The organism is Pseudomonas sp. C9D1, from assembly GCF_056491235.1.
In genome coordinates, this window is the sequence record NZ_JBSZIE010000003.1 from 23,498 (window position 1) to 44,082 (window position 20,585).

The 20,585-nt window shown below is 67.9% G+C and carries 22 protein-coding genes and 1 pseudogene; 11 read left to right on the plus strand and 12 right to left on the minus strand.

Annotated features, from left to right (window positions below; translation table 11 throughout):
- Positions 1 to 67: 67 nt before the first annotated feature.
- From soxR to ACXI0U_RS27805, 3 genes are all read left to right on the plus strand, one after another.
- The gene (gene soxR / locus ACXI0U_RS27795; protein WP_021221017.1) at positions 68 to 541 is read left to right on the plus strand and encodes a redox-sensitive transcriptional activator SoxR; all 474 of its coding nucleotides are present in this window, start codon (positions 68 to 70) and stop codon (positions 539 to 541) included.
- Positions 542 to 681: 140 nt separating this feature from the next.
- Positions 682 to 1,122, plus strand: coding sequence for a type II 3-dehydroquinate dehydratase (aroQ, locus tag ACXI0U_RS27800; protein WP_184489987.1), 441 nt, complete (start codon positions 682 to 684; stop codon positions 1,120 to 1,122).
- Between the two features lie 4 nt (positions 1,123 to 1,126).
- Positions 1,127 to 1,981, plus strand: coding sequence for a shikimate dehydrogenase (locus ACXI0U_RS27805; protein WP_431484512.1), 855 nt, complete (start codon positions 1,127 to 1,129; stop codon positions 1,979 to 1,981).
- Here ACXI0U_RS27805 and ACXI0U_RS27810 read toward each other — a convergent pair whose 3' ends face one another.
- From ACXI0U_RS27810 to ACXI0U_RS27830, 5 genes are all read right to left on the minus strand, one after another.
- Positions 1,982 to 2,419, minus strand: a complete 438-nt coding sequence (locus tag ACXI0U_RS27810; protein ID WP_021221020.1) for a YybH family protein — start codon at positions 2,417 to 2,419, stop codon at positions 1,982 to 1,984.
- 66 nt (positions 2,420 to 2,485) lie between these two features.
- Positions 2,486 to 3,718 carry an RNA polymerase sigma factor gene (locus tag ACXI0U_RS27815; protein ID WP_043245061.1) on the minus strand — a complete coding sequence of 411 codons (1,233 nt, stop codon included), beginning with the start codon at positions 3,716 to 3,718 and terminating at the stop codon, positions 2,486 to 2,488.
- Entirely contained in the window at positions 3,718 to 4,467 is a 750-nt protein-coding gene (locus tag ACXI0U_RS27820) for a DUF899 domain-containing protein (RefSeq protein WP_374980861.1), read from the minus strand. The genes ACXI0U_RS27815 and ACXI0U_RS27820 overlap by 1 nt, the downstream gene beginning before the upstream one ends.
- Positions 4,468 to 4,483: 16 nt before the next feature.
- Positions 4,484 to 4,840: a YciI family protein gene (locus tag ACXI0U_RS27825; RefSeq protein ID WP_021221023.1), complete on the minus strand. Its 357-nt coding sequence runs from the start codon at positions 4,838 to 4,840 to the stop codon at positions 4,484 to 4,486.
- A 195-nt stretch (positions 4,841 to 5,035) separates the two neighbouring features.
- The gene (locus ACXI0U_RS27830) at positions 5,036 to 6,043 is read right to left on the minus strand and encodes a methyltransferase (RefSeq protein WP_431484513.1); all 1,008 of its coding nucleotides are present in this window, start codon (positions 6,041 to 6,043) and stop codon (positions 5,036 to 5,038) included.
- A gap of 148 nt (positions 6,044 to 6,191) precedes the next feature.
- On the opposite strand from ACXI0U_RS27830, the gene ACXI0U_RS27835 reads away from it, so the two are divergent.
- Positions 6,192 to 7,163 carry a helix-turn-helix domain-containing protein gene (locus ACXI0U_RS27835; protein ID WP_431484514.1) on the plus strand — a complete coding sequence of 324 codons (972 nt, stop codon included), beginning with the start codon at positions 6,192 to 6,194 and terminating at the stop codon, positions 7,161 to 7,163.
- Between the two features lie 360 nt (positions 7,164 to 7,523).
- On the opposite strand, the gene ACXI0U_RS27840 is transcribed toward ACXI0U_RS27835, so the two are convergent.
- The 3 genes from ACXI0U_RS27840 to ACXI0U_RS27850 all read right to left on the minus strand — a co-directional run bounded on the left by ACXI0U_RS27840 (position 7,524) and on the right by ACXI0U_RS27850 (position 8,989).
- Positions 7,524 to 7,883, minus strand: a complete 360-nt coding sequence (locus ACXI0U_RS27840; RefSeq protein WP_043246943.1) for a hypothetical protein — start codon at positions 7,881 to 7,883, stop codon at positions 7,524 to 7,526.
- A gap of 115 nt (positions 7,884 to 7,998) precedes the next feature.
- Positions 7,999 to 8,334: a DUF2388 domain-containing protein gene (locus ACXI0U_RS27845; protein WP_374980856.1), complete on the minus strand. Its 336-nt coding sequence runs from the start codon at positions 8,332 to 8,334 to the stop codon at positions 7,999 to 8,001.
- 76 nt (positions 8,335 to 8,410) lie between these two features.
- Positions 8,411 to 8,989 carry a cupin domain-containing protein gene (locus tag ACXI0U_RS27850; protein ID WP_184489978.1) on the minus strand — a complete coding sequence of 193 codons (579 nt, stop codon included), beginning with the start codon at positions 8,987 to 8,989 and terminating at the stop codon, positions 8,411 to 8,413.
- A gap of 382 nt (positions 8,990 to 9,371) precedes the next feature.
- On the opposite strand from ACXI0U_RS27850, the gene ACXI0U_RS27855 reads away from it, so the two are divergent.
- The 7 genes from ACXI0U_RS27855 (at position 9,372) to ACXI0U_RS27885 (ending at position 15,554) form a co-directional block, all read left to right on the plus strand.
- Positions 9,372 to 10,205, plus strand: a complete 834-nt coding sequence (locus ACXI0U_RS27855; protein ID WP_431484515.1) for an STAS domain-containing protein — start codon at positions 9,372 to 9,374, stop codon at positions 10,203 to 10,205.
- Positions 10,206 to 10,217: 12 nt separating this feature from the next.
- Positions 10,218 to 10,643, plus strand: a complete 426-nt coding sequence (locus ACXI0U_RS27860) for an STAS domain-containing protein (RefSeq protein WP_021221030.1) — start codon at positions 10,218 to 10,220, stop codon at positions 10,641 to 10,643.
- Positions 10,603 to 11,001, plus strand: a complete 399-nt coding sequence (locus ACXI0U_RS27865; RefSeq protein WP_021221031.1) for an anti-sigma regulatory factor — start codon at positions 10,603 to 10,605, stop codon at positions 10,999 to 11,001. Before ACXI0U_RS27860 ends, ACXI0U_RS27865 begins: the two co-directional genes overlap by 41 nt.
- Positions 10,992 to 11,975 carry an ATP-binding protein gene (locus ACXI0U_RS27870; protein ID WP_431484516.1) on the plus strand — a complete coding sequence of 328 codons (984 nt, stop codon included), beginning with the start codon at positions 10,992 to 10,994 and terminating at the stop codon, positions 11,973 to 11,975. The genes ACXI0U_RS27865 and ACXI0U_RS27870 overlap by 10 nt, the downstream gene beginning before the upstream one ends.
- A complete protein-coding gene (locus tag ACXI0U_RS27875; protein ID WP_265168737.1) occupies positions 11,968 to 13,725 on the plus strand; it encodes an ATP-binding protein in 1,758 nt (585 codons plus the stop codon). Before ACXI0U_RS27870 ends, ACXI0U_RS27875 begins: the two co-directional genes overlap by 8 nt.
- Positions 13,715 to 14,830, plus strand: a complete 1,116-nt coding sequence (locus ACXI0U_RS27880) for an ATP-binding response regulator (protein WP_431484517.1) — start codon at positions 13,715 to 13,717, stop codon at positions 14,828 to 14,830. Before ACXI0U_RS27875 ends, ACXI0U_RS27880 begins: the two co-directional genes overlap by 11 nt.
- Before the next feature lie 262 nt (positions 14,831 to 15,092).
- Positions 15,093 to 15,554 carry a hypothetical protein gene (locus ACXI0U_RS27885; protein WP_431484518.1) on the plus strand — a complete coding sequence of 154 codons (462 nt, stop codon included), beginning with the start codon at positions 15,093 to 15,095 and terminating at the stop codon, positions 15,552 to 15,554.
- Positions 15,555 to 15,758: 204 nt separating this feature from the next.
- Here ACXI0U_RS27885 and ACXI0U_RS27890 read toward each other — a convergent pair whose 3' ends face one another.
- The 4 genes and pseudogenes from ACXI0U_RS27890 to ACXI0U_RS27905 form a co-directional block, all read right to left on the minus strand.
- Positions 15,759 to 16,886: an acyl-CoA dehydrogenase family protein gene (locus ACXI0U_RS27890; RefSeq protein ID WP_043246937.1), complete on the minus strand. Its 1,128-nt coding sequence runs from the start codon at positions 16,884 to 16,886 to the stop codon at positions 15,759 to 15,761.
- Positions 16,887 to 16,897: 11 nt separating this feature from the next.
- Positions 16,898 to 18,090 (minus strand): annotated as a pseudogene (locus ACXI0U_RS27895) (acetyl-CoA C-acyltransferase).
- A gap of 10 nt (positions 18,091 to 18,100) precedes the next feature.
- Positions 18,101 to 18,868 (minus strand): 3-hydroxyacyl-CoA dehydrogenase, encoded by a 768-nt coding sequence (locus ACXI0U_RS27900; protein ID WP_271657819.1) that lies wholly within the window; start codon positions 18,866 to 18,868, stop codon positions 18,101 to 18,103.
- A 19-nt stretch (positions 18,869 to 18,887) separates the two neighbouring features.
- Positions 18,888 to 20,525, minus strand: a complete 1,638-nt coding sequence (locus ACXI0U_RS27905) for an acyl-CoA synthetase (protein WP_479551134.1) — start codon at positions 20,523 to 20,525, stop codon at positions 18,888 to 18,890.
- Positions 20,526 to 20,585: the final 60 nt, after the last annotated feature.

Consider the following 20,585-nt stretch of genomic DNA (forward strand, 5'->3'; position numbering starts at 1 on the left):
CGTTGTGCAATGCTGGCGGCGAGGGTAAAACCTCAACTTAACTTGAGGTCAAGAGGAAATGGCACGCATGCCCAAGGTGACGGCGAGCAACATCGGCAAGGCGCTGACGGTGGGCCAGGTGGCCGAACGCAGCGGGGTGGCGGTCTCCACCCTGCACTTCTACGAAGCCAAGGGACTGATCAGCAGCACCCGCAACGCCGGCAACCAGCGCCGCTATCCACGGGAGGTGCTGCGGCGGGTGGCGGTGATCAAGGTGGCCCAGCGCCTGGGCATCCCCCTGGCGTCCATCCACGCGGCGCTGATGACCCTGCCGGAAGGTCGCACGCCCACCGCCGCCGATTGGCATGCGCTCTCGGCGCGCTGGAAGGCGGAGCTGGACGAACGCATCCGTCGCCTCACCCAGTTGCGCGACCAACTCGACGGCTGCATCGGCTGCGGCTGCCTGACCATGGAGGTCTGCCCCCTGCGCAACCCCGGCGATGAACTCTCCGACCTGGGCAGTGGGCCGGTGCTGCTGGACACGGGCGACGCCGTCGAGTGACCGATTATCGAACGAAATAACCCAAGGCAAACCCACCGCCCGCCCGCCATCGATTGATTAAATTAACCAGTTAGTACATTTTTCATTGCAACGCTCCCCGTGCATTCGGGAGGGTTCATAACAATGGAGAAATGTCCGCGATGTCCCCCACCCTGCTGGTCCTCAACGGCCCCAACCTGAACATGCTCGGCACCCGCGAGCCCGCCAACTACGGCCACGAAACCCTCGCCGATATCGAGCGGCTGTGCTGCGAAACGGGCGCTGCGCTGGGCCTTGAGGTCGAATGCCGCCAGACCAACCACGAAGGCCAGCTGATCGACTGGATCCACCAGGCGCGCGGCCGCTGCGCCGGCATCCTGATCAACCCCGGTGCCTGGACCCACACCTCGGTCGCCATCCGCGACGCCCTGGTGGCCAGCGAGCTGCCGGTGGTCGAGGTGCACCTCTCCAACGTCCACAAGCGCGAGGAATTCCGCCAGCACTCCTTCGTCTCCGCCATCGCCGTCGGGGTCATCTGCGGCCTGGGCAGCGACGGCTACCGCGCCGGCGTGCAGCATTTCGCCAAGCGGCTCGCGGGGTGAGGCCATGACTGCACATGCAAGCGTTCTCGCCGGCCTGATCGGCTCAGGCATCCAGGCCTCGCGCACCCCTGCCCTGCACGAGCACGAAGGCGATGCCCAAGGCCTGCGCTACCTCTACCGGCTGATCGACCTCGACCCGCTCCAGCTCGATGTCAGCGCCCTGCCCCAGCTGCTGGAAGCCGCCGAGCGCACCGGCTTCACCGGGCTCAACATCACCTTCCCCTGCAAGCAGGCGATCATCCCGCTGCTCGACGAGCTCTCCCCCGAGGCACGCGGCATCGGCGCGGTGAACACCGTGGTGCTGCGTGGCGGTCGACGCGTCGGCCACAACACCGACTGCCTGGGCTTCGCCGAAGGCTTCCGCCGTGGCCTGGGCGACGTCGCCCGTGAGCGCGTAGTGCAGATGGGGGCCGGTGGCGCCGGTGCCGCAGTGGCCCATGCGCTGCTCGCCGAAGGCGTCGGCACGCTGGTGATATTCGATGTCGACGCCGGGCGCGCCCAGAGTCTGGCGGACAACCTCAACCAGCACTTCGGCGCCGGCCGTGCCCACGCGGGCGAGGACCTGCCCGGCGCCCTGGCGACGGCGGACGGCCTGGTCAACACCACGCCCATGGGCATGGCCAAGCTGCCCGGCACACCGGTGCCGGCCGAGTTGCTACGGCCCGCCCTGTGGGTGGCCGAGATCGTCTACTTCCCCCTGGAAACCCAGCTGCTCAAGGACGCCCGCGCCCTCGGTTGCCGCACCCTGGACGGCGGCACCATGGCGGTGTTCCAGGCGGTGAAGGCCTTCGAGCTGTTCAGCGGCAACGAGGCAGACGCCCAGCGCATGCTCGAACACTTCCGCCGCCTCGGCGCCTGATCAGGGCTGCAGGTCGAACAGTGCCTGGCCACTCTCCATGTCGAAGGGCGCGGAGAAGTGGTCATGGACGATGCGCCACTTACCGCCGCTGCGCTGGTAGCCGCAGCTGACGCGCATGTAGCCCTGCTGTTCGACCCCTTCGGCGTTGGTGCCGCCGCACAGGCAGAGGAAGTGGGCGAAGCCGACATCGCCACTGGCGCGAATCTTCACGTGCTGCGGGTCGAAGATCGAATGTCCCTGGCACATCTCCATGCAGTAGGCCCAATGGGCGCCATAGGCCTCACGACCGACGAACTGCAGCTGGAGGATGGCGTCATAGGCCACCACCTCCTCGGCATAGAAACCGACGATGCGCTTCACGTCCTTGCTGCGTACCGCCTCGGCCCAATCGGCCAGCAGGGCCTGGATCTCGGCGACGGCCTGTTCATTGCTGCTCATGCTGTTTCTCCTTCGTGGTCCAACCCTGAAAACCCATAGCCCGGGCTTCAGCCCGGGCAATCCACATCACTGCCCCAGTTCCGCCAGGCGCCGCTCGATGAAGCGCCGTTCGGTGTCCTGGCGGGTCAGCCCCAGTGCCACCCGGTAGGCCGCGCGGGCCTCGTCGCGGCGGCCGAGGCGGCGGTAGAGATCGGCGCGAGCCGAGTGCGCCAGCTGGTAGTCGCGCAGCTCGCCGCGCTCGAGGATGGCCTCGATCAGCACCAGCCCGGCTTCCGGCCCCTGGTGCATGGCCACCGCCACCGCGCGGTTGAGTTCGATCACCGGCGAGCCGATGCCGCGCTGCAACACGCCATAGAGCGCGACGATCTGCGCCCAGTCGGTGGCCTCGGGCGTGGCGGCGCTGGCGTGCACGGCGGAGATGGCCGCCTGCAGCGTGTACATACCGATGCGCCGCGACGCCAGGGCGCGCTCCACCAGGGCGCAGCCCTCGTCGATCTGCTGGCGGTTCCACAGCGCACGGTCCTGGTCCTCCAGCAACACCAGCTCGCCATCCACGCCGGTGCGGGCCTGGCGCCGCGAATCGTGCAGCAGCATCAGCGCCAGCAACCCCATGACTTCCGAATCCGGCAGCAGCTCCAGCAGCAGGCGCCCCAGGCGGATGGCTTCGGCCGAAAGATCGGCGCGGGTCAGCGAATCCCCAGAGGTGGCCGAGTAGCCCTCGTTGAACACTAGGTAGATGACCCGCAGCACGTTATCCAGGCGCTCCGGCAGCTCGGCCATGGCCGGCACCTGGTAGGGAATGCGCGCATCGCGGATCTTCGCCTTGGCGCGGACGATGCGCTGGGCGATGGTCGACGGCGTGGCGAGAAAGGCCCGGGCGATCTCCTCGGTCTTCAGGTCGCACACCTCGCGCAGGGTCAGCGGCACCTGGGCGTCCGCCGGCAGCGCCGGGTGGCAGCAGGTGAAGATCAGGCGCAGGCGGTCGTCTTCCACATCCTCGATCTCCTCGGGCTCGTCACGCTCCAGCTCGATGATCAACTGCGCCTGGCGCGCATCGAAACGGGCGCGCCGGCGCAAGGCGTCGATGGCCTTGAAGCGCCCCGCCGACACCAGCCAGGCGCGCGGGTTGGCCGGCACGCCGTCGACCGGCCACTGCTCGACGGCGGCGATGAAGGCGTCGTGCAACGCCTCCTCCGCCAGCTCGAAATCCCCCAGCAGGCGGATCAGCGTCGCCAGCACCCGGCGCGACTCCTCGCGGTAGGCCGCTTCCACCCGCTGGCGGGCCTGGGTCACCTCCATCAATCGCCCCCGGCCTTGGCCGAGCAGCAGTCGTGGCGCGGGCCAGCGCCTTCGTAGCGGTCGTGGTGGCGCACCCAGTCCATGATCTCGTCCTCGTCGCGGCCCTTGGGCAGCAGGTCGAGGAAGTTGTAGGTGCCCACCAGCATGTCCAGCCCGCGCGCGTAGGTGGAATAGGTGTGGAACACCTCCCCCGAGGGCAGGCGGAAGAACACGCTGAGCCCAGGCATCTCCTCGCCGGGGTCGCGGCTGGTGTCGTAGTTGTAGCGGGCGGTGCCGGCGGCGATCGCCTCGGGCGTGGCGCTGACGCCGAAGTCGGCGTTGAACGCGCAGCCGTGGGACGACACCCACTTGAACGCCCAGCCCATGCGCCGCTTGAAGTCTTGGAACTCCTGCCAAGGCGCACGGGAGACGGCCACCAGGCTGACGTCGTGGTGGGCCAGGTGCAGGTTGGCGCCGTCGAAATGGTCGGCGAGGAATGAGCAACCGTCGCAGCCCTCCTTCCACCCCGGCCCGAACATGAAGTGGTAGACCACCAGGGTGCTGCGGCCCGCGAACAGCTGCTCCAGCGTCTCCTGCCCCGTGGGGCCCTCGAAGCGGTAGGTATCGCTCACCCGCTCCCAGGGCAGGTCGCGGCGGGCGGCGCTGAGTTCGTCACGCAGGCGGTTGAAGTCCTTCTCCTTGCGCAGCAGCTCCTTGCGGGCGTCCAGCCACTGTTCGTGGCTGACCACGGGATGGGATTCGATCTTCATCGGGGGTTCCTCCGTTTCAGAGCCTGGGCAGTTCCTTGATCGGGCGGATCTCGATGCAGCCCAGGCGGGCCGGCGGGATCTTCGACGCGATCTGGATCGCCTCGTTGAGGTCCTTGGCATCGATCAGGTAGAAGCCGCCCAGTTGCTCGCGGGTCTCGGCGAAGGGGCCGTCGGTGATCGACAGCTTGTCGCCCTGCAGGCGCAGCGTGGTGGCGGTCGCGGTGGATTGCAGCGCCTCGGCGGCGATGTACTGGCCGCTGCGTTGCAGGCGCTGCTCGTATTCCATGCAGTGGCCGACGATGGATTCGAAGCGCTCGGCGGGCATGGAGTCGAGCACGGTCTCGTCGAAGTAGATCAGGCACAGGTACTTCATCATTCGCTCCTTGTTGTGGGGCTTGCATCCATAGTCGAACGGCAGCGGGCCGGATCGACAGGCCCGCTGAAAAAAGTCGTCCAAGCATAGACAGTGATAGTCCGTCCGCCCTTGGCCGGCCCTTCGACCGATTGGTGCTAAGGGGCCCACTCCTGGGAACGGGCGCCTATAACGCACCCCGTGCCAAGGGTTCCGCTAGCGTCGCCGGGCGATCTGCACCGTTACCGGCGCCAGGGGGAAGGTCACCGCCGGCAACTGCCCGGTCACCTCGAAGCCCACTGCTTCCAGCACCGTGACCAGCTCACCCGGCAGCGGCAGGTAACGGCCCTGCATGCGCAGCCCCAGGTAATAGGGCAGCACCCGCGCCGCATCGGCCGCCTGCATCGGTACCTCGGCGTGGGCGCAGACCAGGGTGCCGCCCGGGCACAGCGCCCGATAAATCTTCGCCAGCGCGGCGGGCGGGTCCGGCATGAAGTGCAACACCGACGAGCACCAGACCAGGTCATAACCGCTGCCGAGGGCGTCGTGCAGTAGATCGCCGCCCCGCGCCTCCAGCCGCCCGCCGAGCCCTGCAGCGGTGATGTTCTCCCAGGCCACGGCGGCGGAGTCAGGCAGGTCGAACACCACGCCATGCAACTGCGGGTTGGCGCGGGCCAGGGCGATGGCCACCAGGCCGGGGCCGCCACCCAGGTCGAGCAGCCGCGGCGCGCCGGTGAAAGCCTCCAGGCGCTGTATCAGGGCCAATGCGGTGTCGACCGTTACCGCACGTTGCTCCTGGGCGATCTGCACCCGCGCCGCTTCGGCCCAGCCCCCCGGCGGCGGCCCGGCCGGCACCTCACCGACAAGTCGGCCTTCCAATTGCGCACCGACCGCCCGCAAGGTACGCAGGCGGAACAGCAACGCATCGCCGCAGTAGCGCGGCGCTTGCGGGTGCAGGTAGCAGGCGGCCACCGGCGCGTTGCGGTAGGCGCCCTCGCCCGCTTCGCTCCGCGACAGCAGGCCCATGCTCCACAGCTGGTCCAGCAGCGCCCGTGTGGGCGATGCCTGCCAGCCCTGGGTTGCGGCGACCGCCGCTGCGTCCAGCGGCTGCTCCAGTGCAGCGAACAGCCTGCGCTCCAGCGCCACTCGCAAGGCGTCGGCCCGCACGCTCGCCAGCAGGTTGTCCCAGCAATCCTGCAAGGGGTGTATCGATAGGGTTTCCATGGGTGCCTCTCCTCTGTACCGCCGTGCCAGGCGGCGCCCGGCGTTCATGGAGATGCCAGGGATTATCGAGAATGAGTATCATCCATAGAACTATGGGAAACGGATCGATATCCATGGAATCCGCAGCGCGGCCAACGGAGGCAGGCAGATGGCAACGGCACAGGGCAGCACAAGGAGCCAGCGGATCACCCCCGCGCAACTGGCGTCGGACCCCACGCCGCACCCTGGCGGCCAGCGCATCCGCCTGCCCGCCGCATTCGGCGACTGCCGCACGGAGCGCCTGTCGCTGGACGATGGCCTGGCGCTGGTGAGCACGCGCTACCTGCCCAACCGACCGCTGGTGGAGGAATCCATCAACCCGCACCCGGAGCCCATGCTGGTGATCACCTTCGGCCTGCGCGGCCGCTCCGGCTACCTGGGACGCGACGGTTCGGCGCTGGCCTTCGAGGCCGGGCGGACCACGGTCAGCCGCTTCCACGGCGGCAGCGGCGAACGCCGCTACGACGCGGCGCAGGAAGTCTCGCAACTGCGCCTGCTGGCGGACCGCCGCCTGCTCACCCGCTACCTGGGTGCCGAGCGCGCCGGGCAGTTGCTGGGCGATGGCAGCCTGTGCCAGTTGGCCGGTGGCCCCACCGCCCCGGCCAGCACGGCCCATGTCAACGCCCTGGCCCTCGCCCTGGAACAACCAACGGGCGGCCCGCTGCAGATGCACATCCACGCGCTCAGCCTGCTGGCCATGCAACTGGAGGCGCTGGAAGCCCCGCCCCCCAGCCCGACTGCGCGCTTCAGCCAGGCGGACATCGAGCGGCTGCACCAGGCCCGCGAACTGATGCAGGCGCGGCTGGACCAGCCGTTGACCGTCGCCTACCTCTGTGCGGCCGTGGGGCTCAATGCGTTCAAGCTCAAGCAAGGCTTCCACCACTGCTTCGCCACCACCCCCCATCGCCTGCTGCTGGAAATGCGCATGCACAAGGCCCACCTGCTGCTGGAATCCGGCTGCCAGGTGGCCCAGGCGGCCTGGCAGGTGGGCTATCGCCACCCGAACAATTTCAGCGCGGCCTTCACTGCCTTCTTCGGCAAATCCCCCAAGACCGTATTCGGCAAACGCCGGCCGGGTTGAGGGCCATCGAGGCGCACACGAATCGGGCTGCGTTGCTGTAGGTCGGGTACAACCCGACATGGGCGGTGCAAGGCTTCGCGGGTTTCACCCGCCCTACGGAATGGATTCCCACACTCGCACCGCATGGGTTTCGCTTCGCTCTACACCATCCTACGTACGCCGCTGCCACGTAGTCGTAGGTCGGGTGCAACCCGACATGAGCGGTGCAAGGCCTCGCGGGTTTCACCCGCCCCACGGATGACCAACCTGTAGGGGCGAATTCATTCGCCAAGCGATGCGCAGCATCGCCGCCTCATCACCGTTTCCACGCCACCCAGAAACGAAAAGGCCCCGCCTGAGCGGGGCCTGTTTCCTCCTCGATCACCAGCGGCGCGGGCCGCCGCCGTGCCAGTGGCGCGGCGGACCGTAGTAAGGGCCGGGGCCGTAGTAGACGGGTTGGGCGACCACCGCCGGCTGGTAGTACACCGGTTGTGCCGGGTAGTAATAGACCGGCGGGGGCGGCGGTGGAGGCGCATAGACGACCGGAGGCGGTGCCACGTACACCGGGGCGGGCTGTACATAGACCGGGGCCGGGCGCGACGCGACGATGGCACCGCCGACAACGGCCCCCACGACCGCCCCGATCACGGCCGGGCCGGCATCATGCCCGTGGGCCGAAGCCTGGCCGGCCAGGGCGGCGGCTCCCAGCAACAGGGCAACCTGGGGCAAACGACGAAACATGACTCCTCCTGTGCCCGGTGAAGGAATGGACCGGGACACAGGATCAGACAACGGCGCGGAATCGCCGCTCACTGCCGCTGGGTAAAGGTTGTGTAAGGGTGACCAATGGTTGGCGTCAGGGTCTCGCCGCGATGGCCTGGGCCCAGGCCATGTCGCTAGTGGCCGAGCCGTCGCGCAGCAGCTGCAGGGCCTGCTCCAGGTGCGGCCCACGGATGACCCCGGCGGACGCGACGAAGGCCAGGGCATCCTCGCGGGCACGGCTCAGCTTGAGCTGCTTCTCGTCACTGCTGAGGTCGGTGGTGGCGATGACGCTGATCATCGGCGAGACCAGGGTCATGGAGAACGCCGCCTCGAAGGCGTTGGCCGGTTGCTTGCCGTCCGGTGGCGGCTCGGCAGCCTGCACCTGGGCGGCCAGCAGCACGGGCAACAGGGCCAGGGGCCTGGTCAGCATGGGGTTCTTCCTCGGTCGCGGCGCTCAGGGCGATGGCCGAGGGTGCACCGACGGCGACAGCCGATCAAGCCGGGCGTCAGGCCACGCGCCACGCCTGGGTCAGCACGCCGTCGCGCCCGGTCAGCGGGTCGGCCACCGGCGTCGGCACCTGGGCGATGCGCCGCACCGAGGCCAGGTAGCGATCGGTGCCCGCGCGCTGGATGTCATAGGCCTCCTGCCCGCGCGGATAGGCCCCCACCACCAGGAAGTCCTCGCTGGCTTCCAGGCAGCAGTGCCCGGTGCCTGCCGGCAACACCAGCACGTCCCCGGCGCGCACGGTGATTTCCCGTCCGTTCTCGCCACCGAGCATCAACCGTGCGCTGCCGGTGGCGACACCCAAGGCCTCGTGGGCACTGGCGTGGTAGTGGTGGTAGTCGAACACCCCGTCGCGCCACAGAGGTGCCCAGCGATGGGCGGCGAAGCGCTTCTCGAAGGCTTCGGCACGGTCCACCTGCCCCAGCAGCGCGGCGCGATAGAGCAGTACGGGGAAGCGGCTGTTGGGCGTGCGTCCATCGCCCTCGAAGAACAGCAGCTCGGGCTCGGCGTGTCCCACCCGGGCGGCAACGTAGGCGCGGCGTGCAGGCTCGGTGGCGAAACGGGTCAGGCTGGCTGGCATCTCTCGGTCCTCCGACTCGGTGCTATATGGACGTTGGAAACACCGCCTACGCCGGTGGTTCCCCCGAACCGACCGGGCGGTCACGTTCAACGGGGCGTCACGCCGGTCGCGCGCGGGCGGTGCCGCCCTGCGAATCGCGCCGATGAGGCGCCCGGAATCGTGGGCTGCAGCACGCTTCATCCATCTTCTTGTCGCACCAAATGGCGCCGCTGCGTTCCTATTGCCGAAGCCCGTTGCGGCTGTGCGCGACGGAGGCCCGAAACGCCAGTAGACTCCGCCGCTTCGTGCTCCGTTTTACCCGTGCGCCTCGCTAGTGTTGGGCACTTTTTCGTGGTCGAAAACCGAACCGCTCTTCAACGAGCCATCCGACAGGGAGATAACAATGTCCACCGCCGTTCTAGCCGATCTGTTGAAGCAAAACGAAAAGCCGATCCTTGACGAATGGATGGCCGCCCAGCGCAAGGCTGGCATCCGCTCCGACCTGATCGACGACCGCACCGTGCAGGAGAACTCCCGGGAGCTGCTCAGGGCCCTGACCGCCGCCATCGCCGAAAGCGGTGACGACATCCAGGCAGCAGGCTGGAAGCCCGTGCGCTCGCTGCTTGAGCGCCTGTCCCAGGCCCAGAGCCGCCAAGGCTTCACCCCGTCGGAAACCGCCACCTTCGTGCTCTCCCTCAAGGAGCCGCTGTTCCAGCGCATCCAGGACCGCGGGGAGAACGCCATCGAGCTGATCTGGACCACCACGCGCCTGCTCGACAAGCTCGGCCTGTACAGCATGCAAGCCTTCATGGCCGGCCGTGAAACGGTGATCCGCGAGCAGCAGGAAAGCATGCTGGAACTCTCCACCCCCGTGGTGCAGCTGTGGAAAGGCGTGCTGGCCATCCCGCTGATCGGCTCCCTGGACAGCAACCGTACCCAGGTGGTGATGGAAGCGCTGCTGCAGAAGATCGTCGAGACCGAGTCCGACATCGCCATCATCGACATCACCGGCGTGCCCACCGTCGACACCATGGTCGCCCAGCACCTGCTCAAGACCATCACCGCCGCCAAGCTGATGGGCGCCAAGTGCATCATCAGCGGCATCCGCCCGCAGATCGCCGCCACCATCGTCCACCTCGGCGTCGAGCTGGGTGACGTGATGACCAAGGCATCCCTGGCCGACGCCTTCCAGCTGGCGCTCAAGGAACTGAACGTCCGCCTGGTCGGCGGCCGCTAAGGGGAACGCACCATGGTGGACAGAATCCCGATCCTGAAGATGGGCAAATACCTCATGCTGACCATCCAGGTGGACATGCATGACCAGCTCGCCCTGGACCTCCAGGAAGACCTCACCGAACAGATCGTGCGGCACAAGGCCAAGGGCGTACTGATCGATATCTCCTCCCTGGAAATCGTCGACTCCTTCATCGGCCGAATGCTTTCCCACATCGCCAACGTTTCCCGCATCCTCGACGCCAAGGTCATTGTCGTCGGCATGCAGCCCGCCGTGGCCATCACCCTGGTGGAGCTGGGCCTCTCGCTGGAGGGCATCGCCACTGCGCTGAATGTCGAGAAAGGCATGCGCTGGCTGGAAAAAACCGTGGCTGACGACGACCTGATCCTGGAGCAAGAGCGTGACGAAGACCGAAACGCTTCCGCTGAAGCAGGAGACTGACATCGTCGTCATCCGCCAACGCGTGCGCAAAGCCGCTGAGGAAGCCAGGCTCGGCCTGATATCCCAGACCAAGGTGGTGACGGCCGCCAGCGAGATCGCACGTAACGCCCTGATCTACGGCGGCGGTGGCGAATGCGTGATCGAGAGCTGCCTGCGCGACGGCCGCGCGGCGGTGCGCCTGAGCATCAGCGACCAGGGCCCCGGCATCGCCGACCTGGAGCGCGCCATGGTGGATGGCTACACCTCCGGCGGCGGGCTCGGCCTGGGCCTCAGCGGTGCGCGGCGCCTGGTGGACGAGTTCGCCATCGACACCCGTCCCGGCGAAGGCACGCGGGTGGAGCTGTGGAAATGGAAATGATCCCCAGCTGCCACCTGCTGCTCGAGGTGTCCGACAGCGCCCATGTGGATGCCGTGCGCCGCACCGTGGTGCGCCACGCCAGCCAGCTGACCGGCGATGAAACCCTGCTCGGTCGCCTCACCGTGGTGGTGCAGGAAATGGCCCGCAACCTGATCAACCACGCCGGCCAGGGCGAGCTGCTGTTCCGCTGCGACGAAGCCGGCCTCGAAGTCACCGCGGTGGACCGTGGTCCCGGCATGACCAACGTGGCCCAGTGCCTGAGCGACAACTACTCCACCACCGGCACCATGGGCGCCGGCCTCGGTGCCATCCAGCGCATGTCCGATGGCTTCGACCTGTTCTCCCAGCCGGGTCTCGGTACCGTGGTGCAGGCCCGCTTCCACCTGGGCCAGCGCCCGGCCGCTGGCGCCCTGCAGGTGGGCACCGTGTGCACGCCCTACCCCGGCGAGACCCTCAGCGGCGACGCCTGGGCCGTGCTCGGCAACCGCGTGCTGGTCTGCGACGGCCTGGGTCATGGCCATGCCGCCAGCACTGCCAGCCAGAAGGCGCGCGAGGTGTTTCTCGGCCATGACCCGCACATCCCCCTGCAGGCACTGATGGAGCAGTTGCACCGCGCCTTGATGTCCACCCGGGGCGGTGCCGCTGCCATCGCCGAGGTCCAGCCCGCGCAACGCCAGGTGCAGTTCTGCGGCATCGGCAACATCGCCGGCAGCCTGCTCACCGACAAGGCCCGCAGCATGGCATCGAGCAATGGAACGGTCGGCTACCGCATCGGTCGTATCCATACCTTCAGTTATCCCTGGGATGACAGCTCGATCATGATCCTCGCCTCGGACGGCATCAGCACCAAACTCGACCTCAACGCCTATCCTGGCCTGCGCGTTCGTCACCCGGGGGTGATCGCCGCGCTCATCCACCGCGATCACAAGCGCCTCAACGACGATGCGACAGTGGTGGTGGTGAAGAATGGCTAGCGACAAACGCCGCATCACCAGTGTCAGCATCATCAACGAAGTGGACGTGGTCAGCTGCCGCCAGAGCGCCAAGCAGATCGCCGCCTGGCTGGGGCTTTCGCCCCTGGAACAGATTCGCCTGGCCACCTCGGTCTCCGAGCTGGCACGCAACGTCTATCAATACGCCGGCAGCGGGGTATTCAACTTCGACCTGCGCCTCGACAGCCGTGGCCTGGTCAAGGGCATCTGCTTCGATGCGCTGGACAAGGGCGGCGGCATCCCTCACATCGACCGCATCCTCGATGGCAGCTACGTGTCGCCCACCGGCATGGGCGTCGGCCTGCGCGGGGCCCAGCGGTTGATGGACGAGTTCCAGATCGACACCTCGCCCAGCGGCACCCACATCCGCGCCTGCAAGGCCGTGCACCCGCCCCGGCCCCTGCCGGACGAGCATTCGATCCAGCAGATCCGCCGCCAGCTGCAAGCCGAAGGCGCCGCCGACCCCTACGTGGAGCTCCAGGTGCGCGGCTCCGAACTGCTGCTGACCACCGCCGAACTGCAGGGCAAGCAGCAGGAGCTGGAAGCCACCAACCTCGAGCTGGAAAACACCAACAAGGGCGTGGTGGCGCTTTATTCGGAGCTGGAGAAGGCCTCCTCCGAGCTGAAGGATGCCAGCGAGGCGCGCAGCCGCTTCTTCTCCAACATGACCCACGAATTCCGCACGCCGATCAACATCATCGAGAACATCTCCAAGCTGTTGCTCAGTGGCGTGGACGGCACCCTCAACACCGAGCAGCACAAGCAGATGCGCTTCATCGCCGACGCTGCGAGTGACCTGTCGCAGCTGGTCAACGAACTGCTGGACCTGGCCGAGACCGAGTCCGGGCGCATGGAAGTGGTGCCCGAGCGCTTCCAACTGAGCGACTTCCTCGACCAGTTGCGCCAGTTCACCGGTGCTCTGGCCATGCGCTACCCGGAGCTGACCTGGGAGATTGCCGAGCCCGCCTTCGACCTGCCCCTGGACACGGACCGCAACCGCCTGTTCCAGATCATGCGCAACCTGATCAGCAACGCCTTCAAGTACACCCCCAGGGGCAGCGTCACATTGCGCTGCTTCCAGCCCGACGAAGACAACCTGGAGTTCGTCGTGGAAGACACCGGCCTCGGCATCTCGGTGGAGAACCAGTCACGCATCTTCGAAGAGTTCGCCCGCATCCGCGCGCCCGGCATGCAGGTCCACGGCAACGGCCTGGGCCTGCCCCTGGCGCTGCGCCTGGCCAACCTGCTCAAGGGCGACATCCACCTCAGCAGCGAGCCGGGGCGCGGCAGCCGCTTCCACGCCCTGGTGGCGCGCGAGTACAACCAGCGCCAGCCGGTGCTGGCCAGCCTGGCCGGCACCACCATCCTGGTCATCGACGACAGCCCGGCCGACCGCTACCTGATCAGCCACCTGCTGCAGCCCTACGAGCCGGTGATCATCGAGGCCGAGAACGCCAGCTCCAGCATCGACAAGCTGCATGCCGTGCGCCCGGACATCATCATCCTCGACCTCGACCTGCCGGACATTTCCGGCGAGGACCTGCTGGAAAGCATGGACTGGAGCATGCACTCACGGGTGCTGGTCAACACCGCCAAGCAGATGAATGACGACGAACGCGCCCTCCTCGGCAGCCGCTGCCAGGCGATCCTCAACAAGTCCCATCCCAACCATGCCGAGACGCTCCTGCACCATGTGCAGCGCCTGGCAGGGAGATATCACGATGCGAACTAGGCGAATCCTCATCATCGACGACATGGATGCCAATCGTTACGTGCTGCGCAAGATCCTCGGCGCCGAGCCCCACTACGAGGTGCTCGAAGCCGCCAACGGCGCCGACGGCCTGGCGCACCTGGAAAGCGGCGTGGACCTGGTGATCCTCGACATCAACCTGCCGGACATGAGCGGCTTCGAGCTGATCCAGAAGGCCGAGCAGCGGCTCGGCCACGACAAGCTGCCGGCGATCATCAACATCTCCGCCACCTTCATGAGCGGCAAGGACAAGGCGATGGGGCTCAACACCGGTGCCCGAGCCTATCTGACCCACCCGATCAACCCCGACGAAATGCTCGCCACCATCGCCAGCTTGATGAAATCGGACATCAAGCTCGAACACGTCGAGAAGCAGCGCGAGGTGGCCGAGGCGCAAAGCGAGCACCTGCGGGCGGAGAAGATCATGCTCGAGCGCTTCATGCGCTCCTTCAGCCACGACCTGCGCTCGCCCCTGGCCGCCGCCGTGATGGTGGCCGGGCTGATGCAGAAGAACCCCGCGCGGCGCACCGAAGAGATGATCACCTTGCTGGAGGACAACCTCCGGCGCATCGACAAGATGGTCGCCAACATCCTCGACATCTCCCATGTCAGTATGGGCGGCGGCATCCGCCTGATCGGTGAGCAGATGCCCCTGGCCCACTTGCTGGAGGAAGCCGTGGCCAACCTGCGCCTGCAGGTGGAGAACCCGCTCGACCTCCAGGCAGAGGGCGCGGACCAGATGGTGTTCTGGGACAAGCTGGCCTTCTTGCGCATCTTCGACAACCTGGTGCTCAACGCCGCCAAACATGGCGATGCGGGCACGCCAATCGAAGTGTCGCAGCACATGGAAAATGACCAGGTGGTGTTCGAGGTCAGCAACCTGGGCGCCTTCCCCGAGGAAGTGCTGACCAACCTCGCCACCCCGTATTTCATTTCCACCAAGAGCGAAACCAAGAGCTGGGGCCTGGGCCTGCCCATCGTCAAGGCGCTCTGCGAGAGCTATGGCGGCGGCGTCTCCTTCGCCAACCAGGACGGCTACGCACGCGTGCGCCTTAGCCTGCCGGCGGCCCTGGTCAGCCCCGCCTGAGCCCGCGAGGGGCGCCGACCCGGCCCCCTCGTTGCTTCCCCCGCACGTTCCCGCTTTCTCACATTCGAGAAAGACCCCGCCTACCGCGTATCATTCTTGAGCCCCTACAAAGCCCCTCGCTAGAGTCCTGAGCTCATGGCCCCGCCATGATCGTCGCTCACCCGGCACGCCGGGAAATCCACCTGTCGCGAGGACCTTGCCATGCACCCTGTACCACCCGCAGCAGCCTCACATCGTCTCGCCCGACACGAGGACAAGCGCCGTGCCTGACATCCGGTACTTTCCCCGCCCGCACTTCGACGTACTCACGCGCGACGCCCGCGCCCCGCATCTCGACCTGTTCGAAGCCCCTACCCAGGCCTCGGCCAGCGCACACGACAGTGAGGAGATACACGTGATGGAAGACCCCTTGCAGTTCCCCCGGCTCGAAGACTTCTCCGAGTACGTACTCGATGTTCGCCCCGATTCGTCCTGCGCCAGTTGCTACGCGCTGGGCAACTACCGCCTGGTGCAGGCCACGCACCTGATCCAGCGCATCCGCGACGAGTCCGACTACTGCGAGTACAGCCACAGGGCCGTGCGCCAGGAGAAACTGCTCTCCGGCCTGGAGGCCCTGCTGCTGGACGCCTACCTGATGTTCCGGCGCTCCGGCCTGGCCGAGCCGGAGGAACGGCGAGGCGAGCCGCCCTACGATTGCGGGGAAGAGCACCCCGCCTACCGCTGAACCCGGGAGGCCTTCGGGCCTCCCTCCCGCCGTTTCGTTTGAGCCTGGAAAGCCACGCCATCAGGACGTGGTCCATCGGTTCTGCCTGCGAAGATTCAAACCGAGGACGGATGAACACGTGCCGTAGGGTGTGCCGTGCGCACCGCCGCTCGGCGCTTCCGGCGAACTCCAGGTGCGCGCAGCACACCCTACGTCCGGGCGCCCTTACAGGCTCCGCGCGATGACCATGCGCTGCACGTCGCTGGTGCCTTCGTAGATCTGGCACACGCGCACGTCGCGGTAGATGCGCTCCACCGGGAAGTCCTTCAGGTAGCCGTAGCCGCCCAGCGTCTGGATCGCCGCCGAGCAGACCTTCTCGGCCATTTCCGAGGCGAACAGCTTGGCCATGGACGCCTCGGTCAGGCAGGGCAGCCCCGCCTCCCGCAGCGCCGCGGCGTGATGCACCATCTGCCGCGCCACGGCGATCTGCGTGGCCATGTCTGCCAGGCGGAAGGCCACCGCCTGGTGCTCGATGATCGGCTTGCCGAAGGTGCGGCGCTCGTGGCTGTAGTCGCGCGCCGCTTCGAAGGCCGCCCGGGCCATGCCTACCGATTGCGCGGCGATGCCGATGCGCCCGCCCTCCAGGTTGGACAGGGCGATGCGGTAGCCCTCGCCCTCCCCGCCCAGGCGCAGGCTGGCCGGGATGCGCACCCCGTCGAGCTGGATCTGGCAGGTGTCGGAGGCGTGCTGGCCGAGCTTTTCCTCCACCCGCAGCACCTGGTAGCCGGGCGTGTCGGTGGGCACGATGAAGGCGCTGATGCCTTTCTTGCCGGCGGCCGGGTCGGTCACCGCGAAGACGATGACCATCCCCGCGTGGCTGCCCGAGGTGATGAACTGCTTGGCACCGTCCAGCACGTAGTGGTCGCCATCACGGCGCGCGCGGGTGCGCAGGTCGCTGGCGTCGGAGCCCGCCTGGGGTTCGGTGAGGGCGAAGGCGCCGATCATCGAGCCTTCGGCCAGCGGGCGCAGGAAGCGGCGCTTCTGTTCCTCATCGCCGAACTTGAGGATCGGCATGCAGCCCACCGAGTTGTGCACGCTCATGATGGTGGAGCAGGCACCGTCGCCGGCGGCGATCTCCTCCAGGGCCATGGCATAGGCCAGGTGCCCGGTGGCGGCACCGCCCCACTCCTCCGGCACCAGCATGCCGAGGAAGCCCAGCTGGGCCATCTCGCGCAATGCCTCGGCCGGGAAGCGGTGTTCGCGGTCCCAGTCGGCGGCGAAGGGCTTGAGCCGCTCCTGGGCGAACTGGCGGGCGACGTCACGTATCTGCAGGTCTTGTTCGGACGGAATCATCGGGTTCTCCTTCAGTCCAGGCGCTCGATGGCCACGGCCGTGGCTTCGCCGCCGCCAATGCACACCGAGGCCACGCCACGCTTGAGGCCGTACTGGCTCAGCGCGCCCAGCAGGGTCACCAGCACCCGCGCACCGGATGCGCCAATGGGGTGGCCGAGGGCGCAGGCGCCGCCGTGCACGTTGAGGCGTTCATGGGCGATGCCCAGGTCGCGCATGGCCACCATGGGCACCACGGCGAAGGCCTCGTTGATCTCGAACAGGTCCACATCGCCGAGGTTCCAGCCGGTGCGTGCCAGCAGGCGCTGGATCGAGCCCACCGGCGCGGTGGTGAACAGCCCCGGCGCCTGGGCGAAGGACGCATGGCCGGCGATCCGCGCCAGGGGCGTGAGGCCGCGCTTGTCCGCCTCCGACAGGCGCATCAGCAGCAGCGCTGCCGCGCCATCGGAAATCGAGCTGGAGTTGGCCGCGGTGACGCTGCCGCCCTCACGGAACGCCGGCTTCAGGGTGGGGATCTGTCCAGCCGCGCCTTGGGCGGCTGCTCGTCGGCCTCGATGCTGCGCAGCTCACGCCCGGCCCGTGCCTGCACCGCCACCGTCTCGGCAGCGAAGCGGCCTTCGGTCAGGGCCTTCTGCGCGCGGGTGAGGGATTCGATGGCGAAGGCGTCCTGCTGCTCGCGGGTGAAGCCGTAGGACTGGGCGCAATCCTCGGCGAAGGTGCCCATCAGGCGGCCCTTGTCGTAGGCGTCCTCCAGGCCGTCGAGGAACATGTGGTCGAGTACCTTGCCATGGCCCATGCGGTAGCCGGAACGCGCGCGCTCCAGCAGGTAGGGCGCGTTGGACATGCTCTCCATGCCGCCCGCTATCACCACATCGGCACTGCCGGCCGCCAGCAGGTCGTGGCCGAGCATCGCCGCCTTCATGCCGGAGCCGCACATCTTGTTCACCGTCGAGCACACCACGCCCTGGGGCAGCCCGGCACCCAGTGCCGCCTGGCGCGCGGGAGCCTGGCCCTGGCCGGCCTGCAGCACGCAGCCCATCAGCACCTCGTCCACCGCGTCGGCGGCCAGGCCGGCGCGCGCCAGGGCAGCGGCGATGGCGGCCGCGCCCAGCTCGGCGGCGGTCATCTCGCGCAGGTCACCGAGAAAGCCGCCCATGGGGGTGCGGGCGGCACTGACTATGACGATGGGGTCGATCTTCGCGTTCATGACGGGCTCCTTATTTCGCGGCCATGCGCAGCGCGCCATCCAGGCGGATGACCTCGCCGTTGAGCATGGGGTTGCCGATGATGTGAGCGGCCAGGGCGGCGTACTCGTCCGGGCGCCCCAGGCGCGGCGGGAAGGGCACGTCGGCGGCCAGGGAATCGCGAACCTCCTGGGGCATGCCGGCCATCATCGGCGTCTCGAAGATGCCGGGGGCGATGCACATCACGCGGATGCCGGAGCGCGCCAGGTCCCGCGCCAGCGGCAGGGTCATGGCGGCGACGCCGCCCTTGGAGGCGGAATAGGCGGCCTGGCCCATCTGCCCGTCGAAGGCGGCCACCGAGGCGGTGTTGATCGCCACCCCACGCTCGCCCTCCTCGTTCGGCTCGTTGCCGGCCATGGCTTCGGCGGCCAGGCGCAGCATGTTGAAGCTGCCGATCAGGTTGACCTCCACCACCCGGCGGAAGCTCTCCAGCCCGTGCACGCCCTTGCGCCCCAGCACCTTCTCGGCGGGGGCGATGCCGGCGCAGTTGACCAGGCCGTGCAGCGCGCCGAAGGCTTCGATTGCGGCGGCAACGGCCGCCTGGGCTTCGTCTTCACGGGTGATGTCGGCGCGCTGGAAGCGGGCCTTGTCACCCAGTTCGGCGGCGCGGGCGGCACCGGCTTCGGCGTTGATGTCCACCAGCAGCACCCGGGCGCCTTGCAGCAGCAGGGTGCGGGCGGTGGCCAGGCCGAGGCCGGAGCCGCCACCGGTGATCAGGAAGGTTCTGTTTTCTATCTGCACGTCTAGGGCTCCTTGGTGGTCAGTGGGCGGCACGCGCCTGGGCGCTGGCGATTTCCTGGTTGCGCAACAGGAAGCGCTGGATCTTGCCGCTGGGTGTCTTGGGCAGTTCCGCGACGAACTCGATCTCACGGGGGTAGGCATGGGCGGACAGGCGCTTGCGCACGTGCTGCTGCAGGGCCTCCGCCAGGCCGGCATCAGCGGCATGGCCGGGCTTGAGCACGACGAAGGCCTTGACCAGCTCGGTGCGCTCCGGGCACGGCTTGCCGATGACCGCCGCCTCGACCACGGCCGGGTGCTCGATCAGCGCGCTCTCCACATCGAAGGGCCCGACCCGGTAGCCGGAAGTGGTGATCACATCGTCCGAGCGGCCGACGAAGGCGATGCTGCCGTCCGCGCTCAGCTCCACGGTGTCGCCGCTCAGGTAGTAGTCGCCGACGAACGCCTTGGTGGTGCCGCCCAGGTAGCCGGGGAACCAGAACAGCGGCGAGCGGGCGCGGTCGATGGCGAGGATGCCCGGCTGCCCCGCCGGCAACTCGCGATGGGCGTCATCCAGCACCACCACGCGGTGGCCGGGCACGGCGAAACCGGCGGCGCCGATGCGCACCGGGTGCGCCAGCTCGTGGTGGTTGCACAGCACCATGCCCAACTCGGTCTGGCCGTAATGGTCGTGGATGGGGGTGCCCAGGCCCTCGCCGAACCAGCGGATCACCTCCGGGGTCAGCGGCTCGCCAGCACTGCTCACCGCGCGCAGCCGGCCCTTGAGCTCGGGCTCCACCTGCTCCCGCGCCGCCAGCAGCAGGCGGAAGGCCGTGGGCGAGCCGGCCAGGTTGGTGATACCCAGCTCACGGATGATCCGGCAGGTGCTTTCGACGCTGAAGCCACCCTCGTAAAAGGTGGTGGCGTGGCCCAGGGCCAGGGGGCCGGTCACTGCGTAGTAAAGCCCGTAGGCCCAGCCCGGGTCGGCCAGGTTCCAGAAGCGGTCGTCCTCGCGCAGGCCCACCGCATCGCGCATGTAGCCGACGAAGGCGAGGATCGCCCGCAGCGGCACCTGCAGCGCCTTGGGCAGCCCGGTGGTGCCCGAGGTGCACATCAGCAGGAACGGATCATCGGCACGGCGCAGCACCGGCTCGAAATCGTCGTCGTGCTGTGCCAGGGCATTCCAGAAGGCGCAGCCAGCCGGCTCGCTGCCACCGACCGTGAGGATCGCCGGCACCTGGGCCACTTCATCCAGCTTGGCGCGGTTGGCGGCGTCCACCACCACCAGGCGCGATTGGCCGCATTGCAGGCGGTGCTCGATGGCCTTGGGGCCGAAAGCGGTGAACAGTGGCTGGTAGACCGCGCCGATGCGCCAGGTGCCGAGGATGGTGACCAGCAACTCGGGCGTGCGCGGCAGCAGGCCGGAGACGCAATCCCCCGGGCCGATGCCCTGTTCGCGCAGGTAATGGGCGAAGCGTGCGCTGGCCTCCTTCAGCCGGGTGAAGGTCCAGTCCTCGCGGCGGCCGTCACGGCCTTCCCAGACCAGTGCCACGCGCCCCGGTTCGGCGTGGCGGTCACAGCATTCGATGCAGGCGTTGAGGGCGTCCGGCGTGCCCGCCAGGGTGCCGGCGAAAGCGTCGGCAAGGTCGAATCGGCGTGCAGCCTCGTGGTAGTCGCGCATGGACGGTGACTCCGCATTGTTCTTGTAGTGAGCGGAATCTTCGGACCGGCGTTGCCCAGG

Bases quoted from the DNA above. Each gene is read 5' to 3' on its own strand.
- ACXI0U_RS27905 (WP_479551134.1), bottom strand. From the start codon at position 20,525: ATGCGCGACTACCACGAGGCTGCACGCCGATTCGACCTTGCCGACGCT.
- ACXI0U_RS27820 (WP_374980861.1), bottom strand. From the start codon at position 4,467: ATGAAGATCGAATCCCATCCCGTGGTCAGCCACGAACAGTGGCTGGAC.
- ACXI0U_RS27840 (WP_043246943.1), bottom strand. From the start codon at position 7,883: ATGTTTCGTCGTTTGCCCCAGGTTGCCCTGTTGCTGGGAGCCGCCGCC.
- ACXI0U_RS27825 (WP_021221023.1), bottom strand. From the start codon at position 4,840: ATGAAGTACCTGTGCCTGATCTACTTCGACGAGACCGTGCTCGACTCC.
- aroQ (WP_184489987.1), top strand. From the start codon at position 682: ATGTCCCCCACCCTGCTGGTCCTCAACGGCCCCAACCTGAACATGCTC.
- ACXI0U_RS27815 (WP_043245061.1), bottom strand. From the start codon at position 3,718: ATGGAGGTGACCCAGGCCCGCCAGCGGGTGGAAGCGGCCTACCGCGAG.
- ACXI0U_RS27890 (WP_043246937.1), bottom strand. From the start codon at position 16,886: ATGATTCCGTCCGAACAAGACCTGCAGATACGTGACGTCGCCCGCCAG.
- ACXI0U_RS27880 (WP_431484517.1), top strand. From the start codon at position 13,715: ATGCGAACTAGGCGAATCCTCATCATCGACGACATGGATGCCAATCGT.
- ACXI0U_RS27845 (WP_374980856.1), bottom strand. From the start codon at position 8,334: ATGCTGACCAGGCCCCTGGCCCTGTTGCCCGTGCTGCTGGCCGCCCAG.
- ACXI0U_RS27850 (WP_184489978.1), bottom strand. From the start codon at position 8,989: ATGCCAGCCAGCCTGACCCGTTTCGCCACCGAGCCTGCACGCCGCGCC.
- ACXI0U_RS27860 (WP_021221030.1), top strand. From the start codon at position 10,218: ATGGTGGACAGAATCCCGATCCTGAAGATGGGCAAATACCTCATGCTG.
- ACXI0U_RS27830 (WP_431484513.1), bottom strand. From the start codon at position 6,043: ATGGAAACCCTATCGATACACCCCTTGCAGGATTGCTGGGACAACCTG.
- ACXI0U_RS27870 (WP_431484516.1), top strand. From the start codon at position 10,992: ATGGAAATGATCCCCAGCTGCCACCTGCTGCTCGAGGTGTCCGACAGC.
- ACXI0U_RS27855 (WP_431484515.1), top strand. From the start codon at position 9,372: ATGTCCACCGCCGTTCTAGCCGATCTGTTGAAGCAAAACGAAAAGCCG.
- ACXI0U_RS27875 (WP_265168737.1), top strand. From the start codon at position 11,968: ATGGCTAGCGACAAACGCCGCATCACCAGTGTCAGCATCATCAACGAA.
- soxR (WP_021221017.1), top strand. From the start codon at position 68: ATGCCCAAGGTGACGGCGAGCAACATCGGCAAGGCGCTGACGGTGGGC.
- ACXI0U_RS27835 (WP_431484514.1), top strand. From the start codon at position 6,192: ATGGCAACGGCACAGGGCAGCACAAGGAGCCAGCGGATCACCCCCGCG.
- ACXI0U_RS27810 (WP_021221020.1), bottom strand. From the start codon at position 2,419: ATGAGCAGCAATGAACAGGCCGTCGCCGAGATCCAGGCCCTGCTGGCC.
- ACXI0U_RS27805 (WP_431484512.1), top strand. From the start codon at position 1,127: ATGACTGCACATGCAAGCGTTCTCGCCGGCCTGATCGGCTCAGGCATC.